General features: G+C 63.0%; 16 protein-coding genes and 2 riboswitches. Of the genes, 5 read left to right on the top strand and 11 right to left on the bottom strand.

The window, feature by feature from the left end:
• Positions 1-8 precede the first annotated feature (8 nt).
• Genes cobN through CQ14_RS09100 form a run of 3 tightly spaced genes read left to right on the top strand, consistent with a single transcriptional unit; the run spans position 9 to position 5,841 of the window.
• The gene (gene cobN, locus CQ14_RS09110) at positions 9-3,719 is read left to right on the top strand and encodes a cobaltochelatase subunit CobN (RefSeq protein ID WP_057857570.1); all 3,711 of its coding nucleotides are present in this window, start codon (positions 9-11) and stop codon (positions 3,717-3,719) included.
• On the top strand, positions 3,716-4,354 hold the full coding sequence (gene cobO, locus CQ14_RS09105) for a cob(I)yrinic acid a,c-diamide adenosyltransferase (RefSeq protein ID WP_057857569.1): 639 nt from the start codon (positions 3,716-3,718) through the stop codon (positions 4,352-4,354). Before cobN ends, cobO begins: the two co-directional genes overlap by 4 nt.
• A complete protein-coding gene (locus CQ14_RS09100; RefSeq protein ID WP_057857568.1) occupies positions 4,354-5,841 on the top strand; it encodes a cobyric acid synthase in 1,488 nt (495 codons plus the stop codon). The genes cobO and CQ14_RS09100 overlap by 1 nt, the downstream gene beginning before the upstream one ends.
• Here the strand turns inward: CQ14_RS09100 and cbiB are convergent.
• Together cbiB and CQ14_RS09090 are read right to left on the bottom strand one after the other, a co-directional pair.
• Positions 5,814-6,785: an adenosylcobinamide-phosphate synthase CbiB gene (gene cbiB, locus CQ14_RS09095; RefSeq protein WP_057857567.1), complete on the bottom strand. Its 972-nt coding sequence runs from the start codon at positions 6,783-6,785 to the stop codon at positions 5,814-5,816. The genes CQ14_RS09100 and cbiB overlap by 28 nt on opposite strands.
• The gene (locus tag CQ14_RS09090; RefSeq protein WP_057857671.1) at positions 6,785-7,594 is read right to left on the bottom strand and encodes an ABC transporter substrate-binding protein; all 810 of its coding nucleotides are present in this window, start codon (positions 7,592-7,594) and stop codon (positions 6,785-6,787) included. The genes cbiB and CQ14_RS09090 overlap by 1 nt, the downstream gene beginning before the upstream one ends.
• 57 nt (positions 7,595-7,651) lie before the next feature.
• Between CQ14_RS09090 and cobD the strand changes: the two genes are divergently transcribed.
• Complete coding sequence (cobD, locus tag CQ14_RS09085) at positions 7,652-8,653, top strand: threonine-phosphate decarboxylase CobD (protein ID WP_347337126.1); 1,002 nt, start codon at positions 7,652-7,654, stop codon at positions 8,651-8,653.
• A 12-nt stretch (positions 8,654-8,665) separates the two neighbouring features.
• Here the strand turns inward: cobD and CQ14_RS09080 are convergent, their stop codons facing one another.
• From CQ14_RS09080 to CQ14_RS09040, 9 genes are all read right to left on the bottom strand, one after another.
• The gene (locus tag CQ14_RS09080; protein WP_057857566.1) at positions 8,666-9,445 is read right to left on the bottom strand and encodes an ABC transporter ATP-binding protein; all 780 of its coding nucleotides are present in this window, start codon (positions 9,443-9,445) and stop codon (positions 8,666-8,668) included.
• Complete coding sequence (locus CQ14_RS09075; protein ID WP_057857565.1) at positions 9,442-10,464, bottom strand: FecCD family ABC transporter permease; 1,023 nt, start codon at positions 10,462-10,464, stop codon at positions 9,442-9,444. Before CQ14_RS09075 ends, CQ14_RS09080 begins: the two co-directional genes overlap by 4 nt.
• Positions 10,458-12,536 carry a TonB-dependent receptor plug domain-containing protein gene (locus CQ14_RS09070; RefSeq protein ID WP_057857564.1) on the bottom strand — a complete coding sequence of 693 codons (2,079 nt, stop codon included), beginning with the start codon at positions 12,534-12,536 and terminating at the stop codon, positions 10,458-10,460. The genes CQ14_RS09075 and CQ14_RS09070 overlap by 7 nt, the downstream gene beginning before the upstream one ends.
• Positions 12,537-12,567: 31 nt before the next feature.
• A riboswitch (cobalamin riboswitch) is annotated at positions 12,568-12,769 on the bottom strand.
• Positions 12,770-12,838: 69 nt separating this feature from the next.
• A complete protein-coding gene (locus CQ14_RS09065) occupies positions 12,839-13,558 on the bottom strand; it encodes a CbtA family protein (RefSeq protein WP_057857563.1) in 720 nt (239 codons plus the stop codon).
• 5 nt (positions 13,559-13,563) lie between these two features.
• Positions 13,564-13,749, bottom strand: a complete 186-nt coding sequence (locus CQ14_RS09060; protein ID WP_057857562.1) for a CbtB domain-containing protein — start codon at positions 13,747-13,749, stop codon at positions 13,564-13,566.
• Positions 13,750-13,805: 56 nt separating this feature from the next.
• Complete coding sequence (locus CQ14_RS09055; RefSeq protein WP_057857561.1) at positions 13,806-14,081, bottom strand: hypothetical protein; 276 nt, start codon at positions 14,079-14,081, stop codon at positions 13,806-13,808.
• Between the two features lie 39 nt (positions 14,082-14,120).
• Positions 14,121-15,566: a PepSY domain-containing protein gene (locus CQ14_RS09050; protein ID WP_057857560.1), complete on the bottom strand. Its 1,446-nt coding sequence runs from the start codon at positions 15,564-15,566 to the stop codon at positions 14,121-14,123.
• A gap of 2 nt (positions 15,567-15,568) precedes the next feature.
• Entirely contained in the window at positions 15,569-17,839 is a 2,271-nt protein-coding gene (locus CQ14_RS09045) for a TonB-dependent receptor (protein WP_057857559.1), read from the bottom strand.
• A 108-nt stretch (positions 17,840-17,947) separates the two neighbouring features.
• Positions 17,948-18,142: riboswitch (cobalamin riboswitch) on the bottom strand.
• A gap of 79 nt (positions 18,143-18,221) precedes the next feature.
• Positions 18,222-19,244: an LLM class flavin-dependent oxidoreductase gene (locus tag CQ14_RS09040; protein WP_057857558.1), complete on the bottom strand. Its 1,023-nt coding sequence runs from the start codon at positions 19,242-19,244 to the stop codon at positions 18,222-18,224.
• Positions 19,245-19,415: 171 nt separating this feature from the next.
• Here CQ14_RS09040 and CQ14_RS09035 point away from each other — a divergent pair, with 171 nt between their 5' ends.
• Positions 19,416-20,564 carry an amidohydrolase gene (locus CQ14_RS09035; RefSeq protein WP_057857669.1) on the top strand — a complete coding sequence of 383 codons (1,149 nt, stop codon included), beginning with the start codon at positions 19,416-19,418 and terminating at the stop codon, positions 20,562-20,564.
• Positions 20,565-20,615 lie beyond the last annotated feature (51 nt).

Genomic DNA, 20,615 nt, shown 5'->3' with positions numbered 1-20,615 from the left:
AGAGCCAGATGCATCTCAAGCTCGACACCTCAGGCGGCATCGACGATGGCGATGTCGCGCGCGATCTCGGACAGGCTACCGCCGATATCGTCGTGTTGTCTGCGGCGGACAGCGATCTCGCCGCATTTGGCATCGCCCATGCAGCGATGCCGGACGGCTTTCCGACGGTGCGGCTGACCAATCTGTTGGCGCTGGGTCACCCAGCATCGGTGGACGCCTTTGTCGAGCGTACGCTGAGGGAAGCAAAAATCGTCGTGCTGCGCATGCTGGGGGGCGAAAGCTACTGGCCGCACGGCGTTGAAAGCCTGCGGAGCGATGCATTACGTCGAGGTTCGCTGTTCGCCTGTATTCCCGGCGAGCTGGATTGGAATGCCTCGCTGGCCGCGCGCGGAACGCTGGATCGCGATAGCACACACGCGCTGTGGCGTTACTGCACCGAAGGCGGCGTCGAAAATGCCCAACTCGCGCTTCGCTTTGCGGCGCACCTGATCGGCCGAGGTGAGGCACCGGTGCAGGCGCGGCCGATGCCACCAGCGGGATTTTGGGGCGGTGAGCCGCCACGTTCCGACCGCCCCAATGCAATCATCGTGTTCTATCGCGCGCTGGTGGCCGGTGGCGACACCGCCGGCATCGACATGCTGCGCGAGGCGCTCAATGCGCGCGGGCTCAATACGGTCTGCCTGTTCGTCACCAGCCTGAAAGACGGACGGTCGGCAGCATTTTTGCAGACGGTACTGGCGGCCTATCCGCCTGACATCATCATCAATGCGACGGCGTTTGCGACGGCGACCACGAACGACGATGCCGGCGTGCTGGCGGCGTCAGGTTGCCCGATCCTGCAGGTGGCGCAGGCCGGCATATCCCGGGCCGCCTGGGAGGCTTCGACGCGGGGCCTGGCGCCACGGGATCTCGCCATGCATGTCGTGTTGCCCGAAGTCGATGGCCGCATCTTCGCGAACGTCATCGCTTTCAAGGAACGCAGTGACAGCATAGGCGAATTTGCGCCGACGACGTTTCGTCCGGCCCCGGATCGGGTCGATGCGACGGCCGATCTGGCGCTGGCCTGGGTGCGGCTGCGCCGAGAAGCTGTGGCCGAACGCCGGGTAGCGCTAATTCTTGCCAACTATCCGAACCGCGACGGCCGGCTGGCCAACGGCGTCGGCCTGGATACGCCGCAAAGCCTGATCGACGTTCTCAAGGCTTTGGAAAGGGCAGGGTACGATACCGCGGAAGCGCCTGTCGACGCTGAAACCATGATGCAGCTGCTGCAGCAGGGTCCAACCAATGCGCTCGAGCAGCGCGCCACGCGCACGAACGGCGTGACATGGTCGCTGGCGGACTATTACGCGGCCTTGGCGGTGTTGCCGGACACTGTCAGGGGCGCGGTTGAGGGGCGATGGGGCCGCGCCGAACGGGACCCGCATGTCGTCGATGATGCGTTTCGCCTTGGCCTGCATCGGTTCGGCAATATCATAGTCGGTGTTCAGCCCGCGCGCGGTTACAATATCGATCCGAAAAGCAGCTATCACGATCCGGATCTGGCGCCGCCGCATCACTATCTCGCGTTCTACTTGTGGATCAGGCGGGAATTCGACGCGCACGCGGTCGTTCATCTCGGCAAGCATGGCAATCTTGAATGGCTTCCGGGCAAGAGCACTGGCCTGTCGCAGGATTGCCTGCCAGAATCCGTGCTGGGTCGGTTGCCGCATCTCTATCCGTTCATCGTCAACGACCCCGGCGAAGGTATCCAGGCCAAGCGCCGTGCCGGCGCCGTGATCGTCGATCACCTGACGCCGCCGATGACGCGCGCCGAGTTGCACGATGATCTGGCGCGGCTGGAGGCGCTGGTCGATGAATTCACGCTTGCCGCCGATCTCGATCCCAAGCGCGCCGATGCCATTGCCGAGGACATCCTGTCGCTGGCGCGGGCTCAACGGCTGGATGCCGACGTCAATGTCACCCGGGACACCCCGACGGCGGAGGCGCTGCGTGCGCTCGATGCGCATTTGTGCGACCTCAAGGAGATGCAGATCCGCGATGGCCTGCACGTGTTCGGTCGCGCGCCCTCAGGATCGCAACGTAACGACCTCCTGGTATCGATTGCCCGGCTGCCGCGCTCGGATTTGAAGATGCAGGATGCCTCGCTGCACCGCGCACTGGCTACCGATCTCGGTCTCGGCGATTTCGATCCACTGACGCGCAATCTGGCCGATGAATATGCCGGCGCGCGCCCGAAGGTACTCGCCGGGTTTGGGAATGGTCCATGGCGTACGGCTGGCGACACGGTGGAGCGCATCGAAGCGCTGGTGCTGGCCCTGGTCGCCGGCGAGCGCGACGTCGGTCCTGCATGGACGGCCACGCGTGCGGTGTTGGACTGGATCGATGCTGCCTTGCGTCCGGCCATTGACCGCTCCGGGGATGCCGAGATGGCGGCACTCCTTGCCGGGCTCGATGGCCGTTTCATTCGGCCCGGTCCTTCCGGCGCTCCGACGCGTGGGCGGCCCGATGTGTTGCCGACCGGTCGAAATTTCTTTGCTGTTGACGTTCGTGCGGTGCCGACGCCGTCGGCATGGCGCATCGGCCGGCTTTCCGCCGAGCGGCTAGTCGAATCCTATTGGCAGGAAGCCGGCGAGTGGCCGCGTTCGATCGCATTATCGGCCTGGGGTACCTCGAATATGCGCACCGGCGGCGACGACGTCGCCCAGGCGCTGGCGCTGATCGGCGCCCGCCCGCTATGGGAGGAGACCTCCGGCCGGGTGACCGGTTTTGCGATCACGCCGCTGTCGGAGCTGAAGCGTCCGCGCGTCGATGTCACCTTCCGCGTGTCGGGCCTGTTCCGCGACGCGTTTCCGACGCAGATGGACATCATTGGGTCGGCCATCCGGGCGATTTCTGTGCTGGACGAGCCGGCCGAGGCAAATCCAATCGCCGCGAATGTTCGCGCAAAAAAGCTTGCGCTCGAAGCCGCCGGCCTCGACGGTGCCGCCGCTGAGCGGCAAGCGGGCTACCGCGTCTTCGGCTCAAAGCCCGGCGCCTATGGCGCAGGATTGCAGGCGCTGATGGACGAGGGCGGTTGGGACACGCGATCCGACATCGCCAACGTCTATCTCTCCTGGGGTGGCTACGCCTACAGCAGTGGGACCGAGGGTGAAGCCGCGCGCGACGATTTCGCTGATAGGCTCAAGGACACCGACCTCATCGCGCAAGCGCAAGATAATCGCGAACATGATATTCTCGACTCCGACGACTATTACCAGTTCATGGGAGGCCTCGCGGCCACCGTGCAGACCCTGCGCGGCGCCGCACCACGCATCGCGCATATCGATACGTCTCGACCCGAGGCGCCGCTGGCGCGGCCGTTGTCCCACGAAATCTCCCGCGTGGTGCGTGGCCGCGCCGCCAATCCGAAATGGATTCGCGGTGTGATGCGACACGGCTACAAGGGCGCCTTCGAAATCGCCGCTACCGTGGACTATCTGTTTGGCTTCGCCGCTTCGACTGACGCCGTCGCCAATCATCATTTCGATCAATTGTTCGCGTCTTACCTCGAGGACGAGGGCGTCCGCGAATTCATGCGCGGTGCCAATCCTGCAGCCTTGCGTGAAACCGCCTCGCGCTTTGCCGAGGCGATCCGCCGCGGGCTGTGGACGCCGCGTTCCAATCGCGCGCGTGATCTGATTGCAGAGCTTCTGCCGAACCAGCAACGGGAAATCGCATGAACGACCCTTCAAATGTGCCGAACGACCACGATGCCGAGAACGCGCGCCACAAGGAGAAGGCACAGAAGCACAAGGCAGCGCGCGACAAGATCATGGCGACCAAGACCGGCGAAAAGGGCTTGCTGATCGTCCATACCGGCGCAGGAAAAGGAAAAACCTCGGCGGCGCTGGGTATGGTCTTTCGCCATATCGGCTACGGCTTTCCCGTGGGCATCGTACAGTTCACCAAATCGCCGGAGTGGAACACCGGCGAAGCGCAGCTTCTGAGGACGTTCCCTGACCTGGTGACGCTCCACATCATGGGAGAGGGCTTCACCTGGCTCACACAGGATCGCGAGCGGGACATCGCGGCCGCCTCCGCCGGCTGGGAGCGCGCCAAGGAGATGATCCGTGACGACCGCCATCGCCTGGTATTGCTGGACGAGCTCAACATTGTGCTGCGTTATGACTATCTCGATCTCGAAGCGGTCCTGAAATTCCTCCGCGACGAGAAGCCGGCGGACAAGCACGTCGTCATCACCGGCCGCAACGCCAAGCCGGCGCTGATCGAGATGGCCGACCTCGTCACCGAAATGACGCTGGTCAAGCATCCATTTCGCGCCGGGATCAAAGGCCAGAGAGGTATCGAGTTCTGATGAACACGCGCACACCCGCGTTGATGATCCAGGCAACCGGCTCCAATGCCGGAAAGTCGACGATTGTGGCCGGTCTGGCGCGGGCGCTGGTACGGCGTGGCCTGAAGGTGGCGCCGTTCAAGCCGCAGAATATGTCAAACAATGCCGCTGTTACGGTGGATGGTGGCGAGATCGGGCGGGCGCAGGCAGTGCAGGCCCGCGCCGCGCGGATGCCGCCGAGCGTGCATATGAACCCGGTGCTTCTGAAGCCGGAGACCGATACCGGTGCCCAAATCATCGTTCAAGGAAAGCGCTGGGGGACGCTTCGCGCGAAGAACTTCCTCGACAAAAAGGCGGCACTGCTGCCTGCGGTGCTGGAGAGCTTCTCGCTTCTCGCCGATCACGCCGACCTTGTTCTGGTGGAAGGCGCCGGCAGCCCCGCGGAGATCAACCTTCGCCCCGGCGACATCGCCAATATGGGATTCGCGTCGGCAGCCAACGTTCCCGTGGTACTCGTCGGCGATATCGATCGTGGTGGTGTGATCGCAAGCCTCGCCGGCACGCATCTCGTGCTCGAGCCCGAGGAGCGGGCGCGTGTCCGCGGTTTCATCATCAACAAGTTCCGCGGCGATGTAAGTCTGTTCGATCAAGGTCTCGTCGCGGTGACGCGCCTGACCGGCTGGCCATCGCTCGGCGTCGTACCATGGTTGCCGCAGGCGGCCTGGTTACCGGCCGAAGACGCCGTCGATCTCGACCGTGCGCATGCATCGTCGTCCACGCGCGTTATCGCGGTGCCGGTACTCGCCAGAATTGCCAATTTTGACGACCTTGATCCCTTGGGCATGGAGCCCGGGGTGAAGCTGATCTTCGTCCGGCCAGGCGAAGCGATCCCCGGCAATGCCGACGTGATCATCCTGCCCGGCAGCAAGTCGACGATCGGGGACCTCGCGTTTCTGCGCGCGCAGGGGTGGGACATCGACATCAAGGCGCATGTCCGTCGCGGTGGTCGCGTGCTCGGCCTGTGCGGCGGCTATCAAATGCTCGGCAAGACCATTGCCGACCCCCAGGGCGTCGACGGCGCGCCCGGCATTATCGAGGGCCTCGGTTTGCTCGATATCGCGACCGTGATGAGTGCCGACAAGTCGACCACGCTTGTGCGGGGCACCCATTGTGCCACCGGCGCGGATGTTGAGGGCTACGAAATCCATCTCGGGCGCAGCGAAGGCCGTGACTGCGAACGGCCGATGATCATGATCGACGGCCGGCCGGATGGCGCAATATCCGCTGACAGGCGGGTGGAGGGGACCTACGTCCACGGCCTGTTTACCGGCGACGCCTTTCGCAAGAAGTGGCTGGCTGATCTGGGGATCGCGTCAAGCATCGCCTATGAGGCGCAGATCGAAGCGGCGCTTGACGCCCTGGCCGATCATCTGGAAATGCATCTGGACATCGATCAGATCCTGAAGATTGCCCATAGCCGTCAGAGCAGCAGCGCGAGCGCGGCATAGATCGCCGCCTGCAGCAGGCAGGCGGCGACGAACAATTTCAGCGCGCGCCCGATATCGTCAGGCGTGGCCGCCTCGCGCGCACCGGCGTTGAGAAAGGGGTCGTTGACGAGACCTTCGGCGTAGCGGCGCGGCCCGGCGAGCGCGATCCCGAGGGCGCCGGCCATCGCGCTTTCCGGCCAGCCGGCATTCGGCGACCGGTGACGGGCCGCATCCCGGATCATCACCCGGAAGGACGTCCCGACCGATCCGTTCGCTATCGGGGCAACGACGGCGATCAACGGCCCGGACAACCTGGCGGGAACGAGATTGACGAGGTCGTCGAGCCGCGCCGCCGCCCAGCCGAACCACCGGTAGCGCTCCGAGCGATGGCCGATCATCGAATCCGCCGTGTTGATGGCCTTGTAGGCGAGCAGCCCGGGCAGCCCCAACAGTGCCAGCCAGAATACCGGCGCGACGATGCCGTCCGAAAAGTTCTCGGCGGCCGATTCAATCGCCGCGCGGCTTACCGCGGCTTCATCGAGTTGATCGGGATCTCGTCCCACGATCATAGAAACCGCGACGCGGGCGCCAGTGAGCCCGTCGGATGCGAAAGCCATGCGTACCCGGCTGACGTGCTGGTAGAGGCTGCGCTGCGCGATGAAGACCGATGCGACGAGGGCAAGTATCACGTTTCCGCCCGTGACGTACCGCGTTATCTCGGTGAGGAAAAAGCCGGCAATACTGGCAATTGCGACCAGCACGGCGATGGTGGCAATGCCGGCAATCCTGCGCAGCAATGGCGGCCAGGCGTCGCGATTGAGCAGACGGTCCAGCAGGGCGATGAGGGCCCCGAACCACGTTACCGGATGCGGCAACCGCCGCCACAGCCAATCGGGATCGCCGATGACGGCATCGAACGCCAGGGCTGCGATGACGACGAGGAGCGTATCACCCCAGATCAGCATTAGCGGGTCACGCGCTCGAGCTCGGAGGCGAGGCGTTCCAGCGCATCAATCAATGTAAGCCCGCCGCAAACGGTCAGCTTTTCCGGGATCACAATACGTTTCGTCGCGGGATAGAAACGCTCGAGCGCGGGATGGAGCAGGAACGCTCCACCTTCGTCCTGGGCCAAATCGCTGCTGCTGGAAACCAGGAGAAAGTCCGGCCTCAAGCTGACGATGGCCTCCAGCGAGGCGAGGCCTCCCGTTTTGTTGCCGAGCTCGCCCGCGGCGTTATTCAGGCCAGCGGTCCTGAGCAGTGAAGTGGTCAAGCTGTCGCTGCCGGCGACCCAACCGCGTCTCGACACCGCCAGCACCCGGTAGGATTTGCGCGATGCGACCTCCCGGACATGGGCGACCGCCGCATCGAGCCTGCCGATCTCGCGCGCCGCCCGATCCGGATGTCGCACCAGCTCTCCCATCTGGCGGATATGCTTCTTCACATCGTCAAGGGAGCGGGCCACATCGAATTCGACGACGCGAAAGCCTTTCTCCTTCAGTAATTCGCGCGTGGCGCGCTTGGTGAAGCGGCCGGACACCACGACATCCGGGTTCAAAACCAGCACATCCTCCGCACCGCCCGATAAGGGAGGAAATTGCGCGGCCTTGGCGGCGTCCCAGGAGCGAACGGGATCGCGCGCATAGGGGCTGAGACCGAGAATTTGCGCAGGGTCGGCGAGCGCCACCAGCAATTGATCGGTACAAAGGTTGATTGAGGCGATGCGGGGAAGTTCGGCGGCAGCAGCTTTATTTTGTGAGCTGATTGCCATAAACATCGTCACCGCGAGGAGCACGTTGCAAATCGTTGCGCGCGTTGATCGAGGCATTGGCATTTGTTGTCGATAGTACATGGAGGCGATCTCACGGAGGCGATAGCGCGCCATGGTGGCACGCCGCAGCAATGGCTCGATCTGTCGACGGGGATCAACCCGTGGCCATGGCCGATACCGGCTGACCTGCCACCCGCTGTTTGGCAACGCTTGCCCTCGCGGGCCGACCAGGACCACCTCATCGCGGTCGCCCGCACAGCCTATCGGGTGCCCGGCGGGGTCGGGATCGCAATCGCCCCGGGGACGCAGGCGCTGATCCAATGGGTGCCAAGGCTGGCCGCCCCGGGACCGGTTGCGATCATGGGACCGACCTATGGCGAGCATGCGTTGACGTGGCAGCTGGCAGGGCAGGAGGTCGTCGCATGGGATGATCCCGGCAAGCTGCCCGAAGGCGTGCGCCACGCCGTCATCGTGAATCCGAACAATCCCGATGGACGTGTCGTCAGCCCCGACGCGATTGTCCAGCTCGCTGCCCGGCTGGGCGATCGTGGAGGCTGGCTCGTTCTGGACGAGGCGTTTGCCGACGTTGAACCCAGCGTCAGCGCCGTCGCAGTTTGCAAAGGACTGCCGATTGTGATCCTGCGCTCGTTCGGCAAGTTCTACGGCCTTGCCGGATTGCGGCTCGGCTTCGCCGTCGGCGCGCCCGACATCGTGCAACGCATCGTCGCCGCGCTGGGGCCGTGGTCTTGCTCCGGTCCGGCATTGCATATCGGGGCGCTTGCGCTTGCCGATCGGCAATGGGCCGAGGGCACGCGCGACAGGTTGAAGCGCCAGGCGAACAGACTCGATGATGTCCTGGTGAAGGCCGGCTTCGAAGTCGCGGGCGGTACGTCGCTGTTCCGTCTTGCGCGTCATCGGGATGCTCTGAAAAGGCACGCTACGTTGGCCCGACAACATATCTGGTGCCGCTGCTTTGAACGACATGAGGACCTGCTTCGATTCGGCCTGCCGCCCGATGAAGCTGCTCTCCATCGCCTGTCCGCTGCCTTCGCCAAGAGCGACTAGCCAATTCATCGCTCAAACACCGGTCCATGGCACGATCACGCGTTCGCGCTGGTAGTCGGCACGATAGGCCGTCACCTTGAACACATCGGCCATGACGGCTTCGGATAACGCCTGCTCCGGCGTGCCCTGCGCGACGAGGCGGCCGTTCGACAGCACAAGAATGGTGTCGGCGAACCGGGCGGCAAGCGCGAGATCGTGGGTGACCACGATCACCAGAACGCCACCGTCGGCCGTGCTACGAAGGTTCTTCATCACGTCGATCTGAAAACGCGGATCGAGGGAAGCCGTCGGCTCATCTGCCAGCAGGATGGGCGCTTCGACCGCCAGCACCCTGGCGAGCGCGACGCGGCTACGTTCGCCGCCCGAGAGCTCGGTAACGCGACGCGCCGCGAGCGTCGTGATGTCGGTCGCCTGCATCGCGCGAGTTACGGCAATTTCGTCCTCCGGTGAAAGGCGAGCCGGATCGGTCGCGCCACGCGGGTAACGCCCGAGCGTGACGATATCTCTTACCTGCAGCGGCCAATGCACGACATGCCCCTGCGGGAGGTAACCAAAACGCCTGGCGCGTTCGCGCAACGGCAGCGACGACAACGGGTCGCCGCCGACCTCCACGGTACCCGTCGACTGCACCAATCCAGCGAGCGCCCGCAACAGCGTGGTCTTGCCGGCACCGTTCGGACCAACCAGTGCCACGAGGTGCCGGCTTGAAAACGACAGTGAGACGTCCTTCAGCACGGCACGGCCGGACAGGGTCACGCCAAGCCCCTCAACCCTGAGAAGTGCGCCGTTCATGCAACGCCTCCGGCCAATGCCCGGCGCTCACGCACGATCAGATAGAGAAAGAATGGTACGCCGATGATGGAGGTGAGGACGCCGACCTTGATATCGGTGTTCGAGGGAATGATCCGCACGGCAATGTCGGCGGCGGTGAGGAGCGCCGCCCCGGTCAGTGCGCTCGGCAGCAGCAATCGCGCCGGGTCGTAGCCGACCACCGGCCGCATCAAGTGCGGCGCGACAAGGCCGATGAAGCCGATGGTACCGGAGACGGCGACCGCGCCGCCGACGCCCAGCGCGACGCCGGTGATGACCAGGAGCCGCACCCGTGTCACATCGATGCCAAGGCTCTGCGCGGTCTCCTCTCCAAGGCTGAGCGCGCGAAAGGCGCTGCGTTGGCTCCACAGCAGGATGGCGCCCGCCGCAATGAACGGCAAAGCCAGCATAACGTGGCGAAAACTGCGATCCTCTAGGGAGCCAAGCAGCCAAAACGCAATTTCCAGGTTGGCGAACGGGTTGGGTGACAGGTTCATGACCAAAGAGGTTGCCGCTCCCGCGAGGCTGGAGATCGCCAAACCCGCCAAAATCAACAGCAGCAATCCGGCGTTACGGCCGGCGATGCTGAGCAGGACGAACACCGACACAAACGCCATGGCAATGCCGGCTACCGGTAGCGCATAGGAACGTACGTCCGCCCATCCCAGCGCGATCATCAGAACCGCACCGAAAGCCGCCGATTGTGGTGCGCCGAATAGCGATGGCGACGCCAATGGATTGCGCAACAGGCCTTGCAGCGCCGCGCCGGACAATCCGAGCACGGCGCCGATCGCCGAGGCGAGGATGGCGCGCGGCAGGCGAATTTCCCGAATGATCGTCTGCTGCGCGCCAGTGCCTCCGCCGAACAAGGCATCGATGACCGTGACCGGCGAAAGCCTGACAGGCCCCGTTCCAAGCGAAACCAGGGCGAGCAGCACGACCAGTACGACAAGCCCGACCGTGATGGTGTATGACGGCTTCGTTGCGGATTGGCTCACCATGTCGCGTTAACTCCGGCATAGACCGCAGGACCTGTGGTGCCGAAGTTGAACACCTCCTGGTAATGCTCGTTCAGGATATTTTCGCCCCGCGCGAAGACCTTCCAGACGGGATCGATCCTGTACTCGGTATAGAGATCGACCCGGGTATAGGGATCGAGCAGATTGGTTTCGTTGGCGCCGCTGTAGCGTTTGGAGACAGTGAGCACGCGCGGCTCGATCAGCCATTTGTCGGTGGGCGTAATGGCCAGTGCAAGCCGGGCCACATCGGAAGGACGGCGCTGCAAGGTGAGATTGGTCTTGAGATCGACCGCATGCAGATAAGTGTAGGCGGTCTTCAACTTCAGATACCCCGGCAGGAGAACAAGATCCGATCCGAATTCGATGCCGGAGGTCTCCGCACGGGTGACGTTGACATAGTGCCCAAGGGGATTTGCGGCATCGATCGAAAATTCGATCAGGTTGGAAAACTCGTTGGCGAACGCCGTGACCGACAGTGTCAGTCTCCCGTTGAACAGGGTTTGATCTATTCCGGCATCATACCCGAAGCTCTGCTCGGGACTGAGCGAGCTATTGCCGTAGGTTGGCGCGTAGAGCTGATACAGGGTAGGGGCCTTGGCGCCGGTGCCGGCGCTGGCACGAAACTTGGTGCCGGTTTCGGCAATCGCGTAGGCCGCGGTCGCGCGCCAGGTCTCGAAACGGGCGACGTCGACGACGTCGTCGACCCGCCCGCCAAGGCTGATGTTCAGCCGATCGCCGATCGGCAATTGCCACAGCGCAAACACCGAATTGGTATCTTGCGTCCCCTTGAGTTGCGGCGTCTGCGGTCCGGGAATCGGAAGCAGCTTGGTGGCATAGGTGTTTGCGGTTTCGTGCTGTGTTCTGGAGCCGAAAATAAGCGATCCCAGCGGCCCCATTTTCAGGTTGCCCTGGTATTCGGCGCCGACACTGTTGCCGATGTAATCGGAAATGGTCGATGTCGTATTCTGCGGCAGTTTGTTGATCTTGTAGCTCACCTCGTTGAAGGAGCGGTCGATGTGGGTCTCGAACACGTTGAAGCTGTGGTTCAGGATTCCGTCGAGCGTATCGATGGAGGCGCGTCCCCAGACCTGCTGGAGCAGACGCGTGGCGCTCGAAGGCGTGTCGGGAAATGCGCCAGTCGCCGCGTCATAGGCCGATCGCGTGAACGAGGAAAGAATTCCGGATTCCAGTCGCACGCCTTCTCCGGCATCGTAGCCGATACGCGCCGAACCGCCGACGCGATCGAATCCGTCGCGCTCGAGCGGGCCATACTTGGCCTCAAGTGAGGGGATACGATAACCAAAGCGCGAGAACCCGTTGCTGTGTTGTCCGCCTCCGGCAAAGGCGTATGACCATGGACCGGCAGAGCCTGTCACCGATCCGCTGGTGGCGGCGGTGCCATAGCTTCCGCCCTCGGTGCGGACGTTGAATTGGGCGGGGCCGCTGCCCTTCCTCGTGATGATGTTGACGACACCGCCGATTGCGTCCGAGCCGTAGAGCGCACTTTGCGGCCCCTTCAACACCTCGATTCGCTCGATCCAACTCGGCGTCAGCATCGCGAAATCGAAATCGCCACTGGCGGCGGTCGGATCGTTGACGCGAATGCCATCGATCATCACGAGAGTCTGACCGGTGTTGGCGCCGCGCAGCCGGATGTTCGTCGTCGCGCCGGGGCCGCCGCTTTCAGTGATGTCGAGACCCGGAACGGTTCGCAAGGCGTCGACCAGGGAGCCCGGATTGGCGGTTGCAATCGCCTCCTTGTTGACGACGCTGACGGCGCTTCCTGTACGGCTGAGCGGCTCCGGCGTTCGGTCCGGTGTGATCACCAGTTCGGACGGTTGCGGGGGTGAGGAATCGGGCCTTGCCGGCACCGCCTGTCTCGTGCGCGCGGCATTGTCCGTTCGGCGAGCGGGCTTGACGGGCCTGGCCGACGGCTTGGGTTCGATAACGACCTCTGGAAGTTTTTGCGGACCCGACTGGGCGATCGCCTCTACGGGAAGGCCAAACAGGCCAAATAACGCCGCGAAGCCCGCGGCAAACCTAGAAAACCACATGACCACCTTTCCTTCGACCCACCGTCGAACGAGTTGAGCTTGGTCATCGGCCGGTCTCCTGGCTCGCGGTCGTCTCCCGGTCCGCCTTCCCAAACCAATGCAGGTTCAGTGGCATGTTGGACCGAGAATGGCCGCTTACAGTTGCGGGGGCAGCTGCGGCATTGGGGACGTTTCCCCGCACCGCATTCCCGTTTCACCTTCTACGCGAAGGCACCGATGACAGATGGAACGAAGCACAGCGCGACATCCGACGCAACCATTGGCATCGCAAACGCGACCCCTGCTTACGACAAGACTCCGGATTATCGCGCGGAGAACCTGCGAAAGAAAACACCGGTGAGGCAACCAAGCAACGTCCAGAACAGCAGGCTCGTCATGGTCACGGCAACCATGAACTGATGCGAGAGCGCATCGGGAACGTCGCTATGCGCGCCGGCAAGCTGTGGCGCGCCGACCAGGTGCGGGAAGACGACCAGGCAAAATCCCAATACGGTGGCCCAGACGGCGCGATGCAGAAAAATGAGACCCATGCCGAGGGCGGTTGCCAGCGCGGTCATGATCCACCAAAGCTGACGTGCGCCGAGCGCGGCGACCGGTACGCCCGGGAGTTCGGGCGGCAGTCCAAGCCCCGGCGCGGCGGTGAAGACCACAAAGCCGCTCAGGCCCCACAGCAATGCTTCGTGCCGGTCCACGCCGCCGCGCAAAGCATAGAAGCCGGCCAGCAGAAGCGAAAATCCAATTGCCGTGAGAATATTGGCGGCAGCCGTCAGGCCGTTGCGCTGCAATCCTTCGGTTGGTTTCCAGGCGGTCGGCTCATGTTCGTGAGAAGCGTGGTCGTGGGGCGCATGCCCCTTGGCCGATTCGTCCGTCGGCTTGGCACCGGCTTCCGGCGCCTGGTGCTCGTAGGTTTCGGCTTTGAGGATCAGCGGGACGGTGCTGAAATATTGCAGGACAGTGACTGCGGTGCCGCCGATCAGTCCGCTCAAGACCGCGGAAAAGACAATCGAACGAAAAATCGACATCGCAATCAGTGGCAGGGAAACGCATTTGAATGACGGACGTCGTGTGCGGCGTTGTGGACGGCATCGATATGGGAAAAACCGACGAACCCCACGATGAAGAGGCCGAGAGCCATGGCAATAACAGCCTGGTAGACCACGCTCAGGTCATGACTGGCGATCGGCAAGCTGGCGGCGGTACGAGTTTGTTGCATGTCGGTTCTCCCAGGTAATAGGCGTTTCTAGCTGAAGCGAAAGTCTTCCGCGACCCCTAATTGCCCATTTGTTCGATAACGTCGCGGCTGGTGAGGTGAAAATTGACCCCGCGGGCAATTTCCCTTCGAGCAATTTTGGCCGCGGCCGCGGCACGGAACGCGCGTTCCTGGTCGCGAAAAAAGGCCAGGCAATCGTCAGGCTCCGGAAAAAACTGCAGTAGCGTTCGAAAGGCCAGCCGATGCACCATGCAGAAGCCGCCATGGTCATTCGGCCCGAACGCCAGGGCATCGATATCATCCCGCCAGCAAACTGGATTGTCGCTTGGATGCAACGGTAACTCCGGAGTTTAGCCCAGCGGGGCGGGGTAGCTTTAACCACGCAGATAGCGCCAACCGATAACGACGCCGCTCACCGAGACGATCGTGCCGAGGATCGACAGCAGCCACACTACAATGTCCCAGGCCGGGCGGTACATCAGCAACAGTTGAAAATCGAAACTGTGCAGTGCGTTGAACAGCCAGCGATATGTGCGCCGGCTGCCGTCCACACGGCCGATGATATCGCCGGTGACCGGGCTGATGTGAAACCACGTCCTTGCGTCATCATCGAATACCGCGCGCAACACCGGCAATTCGCGGTCGTGATGATGTGCATACCAATGAGCGTCGTACTCCTTGAGGGTCAATCGTTCCGTGATGTGGGCGTGCGGCAGCAGTTTTTCCGCGGCAGTCCAGAGGCGATCCTGCGGAAGTCTCGCAGATGCGCCCGATGCCACATCCAGTGGCGTCTGCGTGCCATCCCGCGATGCGACTGTCATCATCGGGCTGCGATCGAGCCAGACGAACCGCGCTTCAACCGCACCGAATTGCGGCGTTGGCAGCTTCGCCGCAATGGTCGGCGCATCATGGCCGGCATAGCGTTGCAGCACCTCGCGCGTCGTGTTGCGGCTCGCGAAGTATTCGCCGGGATTGAGCGAAAGCCAGCCGGAGAATATCCAGGTCAGCACGAAGATGCCGGCAATCAGGCCGGTGACGTGGTGCCATGCCATCCAGCCGCGATACGGCGTGATCCTGTCGCTCGCATAGCGCTGCTTCAGCCGCACGCGCAGGATACCGATCCAGATGCCGGTGACGCCGACGATCAGGCAGATGCCGGAGATCCACAGCACCACCAGCCGCCACAGCGGCCCGTCCTTGCGCAGCACGGTCGGATAGATCCAGTGCGGGATAGAGCCGAGCCAGTTCCAGACGCGTTCGGTGCGGTCGGTGTCGAGCGCGATCTCGCCGGAGCGCGAGGAGACATAGAGCTTGGTGCCGGCATCGTCGCCGAGCGCAATCAGATAAAGCGGTCGCAGCGGATCGTAACGGGCCGTCACGCTCCATTGATCGCGATCGACGATTTCTTCGAGCTGCGGCGTTCTGCTCGCGGGGTGATATTGCGCGACCGCCAGCGCCTGTCCCTCGGAGACGCTGGTGATGGCGCGGCCATCGGCGGCAGAGATCACCTGCCGTGTGCCGTCCCATGCCGTCATGCGATATACCGGCTCGTCGGCCAGCATCGAAAGCCGGAGGTCGCGCGGATAGCGGGTGGCGCCAGCCTTCTTCATGGCGTCGTCCGGCGACAACGCCACCTTCTCCCATCGGATATCAGGAAGCGCAGCCAGCCTTTCCTTGTTGGAGAGGCCGGGAAACGCGACATACATCATCACGACGCCTGAGATGAACCACATGGCAAAGAACAGGCAGGTGATGATGCCGACCCAGCGGTGGCCGATATACAGCCACCGCCGGAGTCTGCGTTTCAGGGTGCGTGACACGCTCAGAACTTCACGTTGACGGCGAGCTGGGCCGTGCGGGGCATTCCGAGCAGCCATTGAGTGGTGCCGCCGGACGTCGTGTAGACCTCATCGAAAAGATTGTAGACGCGGAACGACACGGTGGTGTTGAGATCCGGCTTCCACTGCACGCCAGCATTGACGATGTTGTAGGCCGGGCGCGTCATCGTGTTGGCATTGTCCGCATAGGTCTTGCCGACGATCTGCACACCCGCATAGGCCGACCAGTTCGGTGCAAAGGCCCAGGTCGCCCAGATATTGGAGACGTTCTGCGGTACATTGACCGGCACGTTGCCGGCATAGTTTACGGCTGCGCCGCCGACTGACTGCACGAAGTCGTCATACCTCGCGCGCAGGAAGGCCGTGTTGGCATCTATTCGCCAGCCGTAGTCGAGCAGGAAGCCGACCGATGCTTCGACGCCGCGCGACGATTGCTGGCCGACCTGGACGATCAGCGACGGAATGTTGGGATCGCGTGCGAGCAGATTGTTCTTCACGATCTCATAGCCGGCCAGAGTCCATTCGCCGCGGCCGCCCCAGAACGATTGCTTGACGCCGATCTCGACCTGCTTGCCGGTGGCCAGTTCGAAATTCCTGTTTGCGGCGGACAGCGAGATGATCCCTCCGACCGGATCGACCGCAGTGGAATACTGGCCATAGAAAGCGAGATCCTTGACGGGCGTATAGACCGCACCCGCGCGCCAGGTCGTCGAGGAGAACGACTTTTCGAAGCTGTCGGCGGCCGAGCGATAGTCGGTGCGCGTGACGGTCGGCTCATCCTGACGGATGCCGGCAATCAGGGATAGTTGCTCGGTGACCGACAGCCTGTTCTCGGCAAACAGCGCGTATTGGTTGGTCACGCTGCCAAAGCCGGGACCCGTAGGGTTCGGGCTGTTGAATATGCCTGGAACGAAGTTGTACGGGTTGACGGATGACGCACCGCCATAGGGCGAATTGTTGGTATGGGTGAAATTGATGCTGTTGACGTCAAAGCCTGCGACGAACTCATTGACCATGCCAAGGATGTGTCCGCGGAATTTCGCATCCATGCGATTGCCGACCTGCTGCTGATCGTGAAAAATCTCGATGTAACTGCTTCGATTGATCAGGCCGGTGGCGGGATTGTAGGCGTAGCTTTCGACGTCCTTCCAGTGTCGCCTGGAGTTCAGATAGTAGAGCGTGTTCTGGATCGAGATGCCATCAGCGACCTGCCATTCGGTCTTCACCTGGTTCCAGCTATCCTGGTAGCGGATGTGGCTGTCGCTGACGTTGTAATTCTTGAAACGTAGCTGCTCATCGAGCTTGCCGTTGATCAACGGCGTGCCGAAGTAACGCGACGGATTGCGGTCACCATAGTCGGTAGACAGCGTCCAGGTGACGTCTTCGTTCTGCCTGATCTGGACCACGGCGTGAAGTGCGACATTCGAGGTGTTGTCGCGATCGACCCAGCCGTCCGACATATTGCCTGTTGCGGTGATCCGATAGGCGACGTCCTTGCTGACCGGACCGCCGCTATCCACGGCAATTCGCCGTGTCATGTTGCTGTCCAGCGAGACCTCGGCCTGGTTGCGAGGGACCCACAAGGGTAGTTTCGAAACCACATTGATGGCGCCGCCGACCGCGCCCGCGCCATACATCACCGACGCAGGGCCGCGCAGCACCTCGATGCGCTCGGTCGACCAGGTGTCGAACGGAAACGTCACTGTCCCGGCGCCGATATAAAGCTGGGTACCGTCATACAACGTCATCACGGAGCCAAGGCCGGTGAAGCCCCGGGTATTGAACGAGACGCCGCCATTGCCGGGTGCCGGGCTCGCCGTGAAGCCGGTGGCGTTTTGCGTCACCGCGTCGAGGATATTCTGCTGGCCGCGTTCGGCGATGGTTTCAGACGAGATCACCTCCACGCTGGCCGGCGTCTGCAGCCGCGTCAGGCCGAGCCGGCTGCCGGCCGTGCTCGTCCCGGTGAGGTTGAGCGTCGCTGCGGCGAAGGCCGGACCCGTCGCGGCGACCGGTGCACCGGTGTTGGCTGCCACGTTGCCTTGCTGGCGGAGATGCGCGGCGCGGGTAGCCGTGCGGCGTCGGAGGCTGCGGGCATTCGGCGGCGCTGCCGACGGATGCACCACCACGGGGTCGAGCGTCTGGCTCGGCCTTGTGGATTGTGTCCAGCCATCGGCGGGAAAAAGCAGGCAGGATAATGTAATCGAACCGAGAAACGCGCGGCGGTGCCGCGGCGCGAAGATGGCAGGGGAATTCATCAATGAAGCTCGCGATAACGTGGCACGTCACCGCGAACGTAGTTTGACCGCTGCCTCGAGGAGAGAACGGCTCAACACCCACCAGGACACCCCGCCCAATGTGCTCGCGTGTGACCACGACTGACGGCAGGTCTCCTGGCTTGCGGGTCGTTGCCCATCGCCGCCTTCCCAGGCCTGCAGGCCCAGTGGCATTTGGCGAAGGCTCGCCGCTTACAGTTGCGGGGGCAGCCACGGCATTGGGGAGACCCCGCACCGTATTCCCTTTTGATCTCCCGAAGGAGAACCGTCGCAATCACCATAATTTCATCTGGAAAGGGCTGTCAATCGCGCGCCTCCCCACGACTGCAAAATCAGCGCGGGACTTACTCCATAAGAGAGCGGCTCAACGCCATCCCAAAGCGGGTGCGACGTGAGTGAGAATTGCTTCGATGACATGGGCGTTGTACTCGACCCCGAGTTGATTGGGGACGGTCAGGAGGAGGGTATCGGCCTCGGCAATCGCCTCGTCCGCTCTTAGTTGCTCGATCAGCGCATCCGGCTCGGCAGCGTAGCTGCGGCCGAAAATGGCCCGCGTCCTTTCATCGATGAAGCCGACCTGGTCTTCACCTTCGCCACCGCGTCCGAAATACGCGCGATCATAGTCGTTCATGAGCGCGATGATGCTGCGGCTGACCGAGATCCGCGGCTCTCGTGCATGGCCGGCCTCTTTCCAGGCCGCACGGTAGGCCCGGATCTGAGCGGCCTGCTGGATGTGGAAGGCTTCTCCGGTCTCGTCGCTCTTGAGTGTCGAGCTCTGCAAATTCATGCCGAGCTTTGCCGCCCAAATGGCCGTGGCATTCGAACCGGCGCCCCACCAGATCCGCTCGCGAAGGCTTTCGGAATGTGGCTCCAGACGCAGCAGCCCGGCCGGGTTGGGAAACATGGGCCGGGGATTGGGCTGCGCGAAACCGCGGCCGCGCAAGAGGTCCAGGAAGACTTCTGCGTGGCGCCGCCCCATGTCGGCATCGCTTTCGCCATCGGCCGGCTGAAAGCCGAAATACCGCCACCCATCGATTACCTGTTCGGGCGATCCCCTGCTGATGCCGAGCTGCAGGCGTTGGCCCGAGATGAGATCGGCCGCACCGGCATCTTCCGCCATGTAGAGCGGGTTCTCATAACGCATGTCGATCACCGCGGTGCCGATCTCGATTCGGCTGGTCTTCGCGCCGACGGCAGCCAACAGGGGGAAGGGGGAGGCGAGCTGGCGGGCGAAGTGATGGACGCGAAAATAGGCGCCGTCCGCGCCGAGCTGCTCGGCCGCAACGGCCAGGTCGATCGACTGCAGGAGCGTGTCCGCGGCTGAGCGCGTCTGCGATTGTGGAGACGCGGTCCAGTGACCAAAGGAGAGAAATCCGATCTTTTTCATACAAGCGGTCCGTCGTCACGAATGGCTTCAACCGCCTTGCAGGAGGCGATCCCTGATCCCGAGGCTGCGCCAGCTCGAGGAAACATCTGAATGTATGTTGCCTCGCCGATCATGTAATCATCGATGCTCAAGTCTGGCCTGTTTCGCCAAACACAATATCAAGAGCTGCCCATGTTCCTGACTGAACACGATCTGACCGAACTGATGGCATGGCGCCGGGAACTTCACCGTAAGCCCGAACTATCGGGACAGGAAGAAAAGACCGCGGCGACCGTGCAGGCGGTGCTCCATGCAGCCGGCGCCGACAAGGTCGTTACAGGGCTTGGCGGCCATGGCGTGCTCGGAATCTACGATGGGGACACGCCCGGCCCGACCATCATGCTTCGAGCCGAGCTCGATGGATTGCCGATTCAGGAGACTTCGGAGCTGGCGTACCGGTCATTGGTGCCGGGAAGTGCGCATCTCTGCGGCCATGACGGTCACATGACCATTCTGGCGGCAGTCGCGCGGGGCCTGGGCCGGCAACGGCCGAAGCGGGGACGGGCCATGCTTCTGTTCCAGCCGGCCGAAGAGGACGGCTCTGGTGCCGCAGCGGTCCTTGCCGATGCGAAGTTCGATGAGGTGCGGCCCGATTTTGTTTTCTCGCTGCATAATCTGCCGGGCCTGCCGCTTGGGCAGGTTTCAATTGCCGACGGTCTGGTCAATTGTGCGTCGCGCGGAATGCAGATCGTTCTGACGGGCCGAACCGCGCATGCCTCCAGCCCCGAGTTCGGCGTTTCGCCGCAACGGGCCATCGCAACGCTATTGAACGAAATCACCGCGCTCGGACGGGGCGGCGCGCTGGATGAAGCGTTCTCGATGGTGACGGTCACCCATGCGAGGCTGGGTGAGCCGGCATTCGGCATCTCGCCCGGTCAGGCCGAGCTCTGGGTGACGCTGAGGACGCTGACCGATTCGACGATGGAGCTGATCCGTCAGCAGGCGGAAGATCTGGTGCAACGCGTGGCGGCGAGCCAGGGGCTGCAAGTCAGAATCACCTATCGCGACGTTTTCAGTCACTGCCTGAACAATGCGGAGGCCGTCGCGCATCTGAGAGGCGCGCTCGACGCAGAAGACGTGCGACATTCCGCGCAGGGCCTTCCGATGCGGGGGTCCGAGGATTTCGGACGATTCAACTCGCGATCGAGGGCCGCGATGTTCTTCCTCGGCGCCGGAGAACAGCATCCCAGCCTGCACGAGCCGGACTATGATTTCCCCGATGAGCTCATTGAAATCGGTGCGAGAGTCTTCATGCGCGCTCTACGTAACCTGTTGGATTGAAAAGGTTTGAACGCATGCAAGGCTGCACTGATGATGCCGTCCGGTGCCGTG

The organism is Bradyrhizobium lablabi, assembly GCF_001440475.1.
Classification (GTDB): Bacteria; Pseudomonadota; Alphaproteobacteria; order Rhizobiales; family Xanthobacteraceae; genus Bradyrhizobium; species Bradyrhizobium lablabi.
The sequence above is the reverse complement of the archived record's forward strand: the minus strand, read 5'-3'. Positions and strand labels throughout refer to the sequence as shown.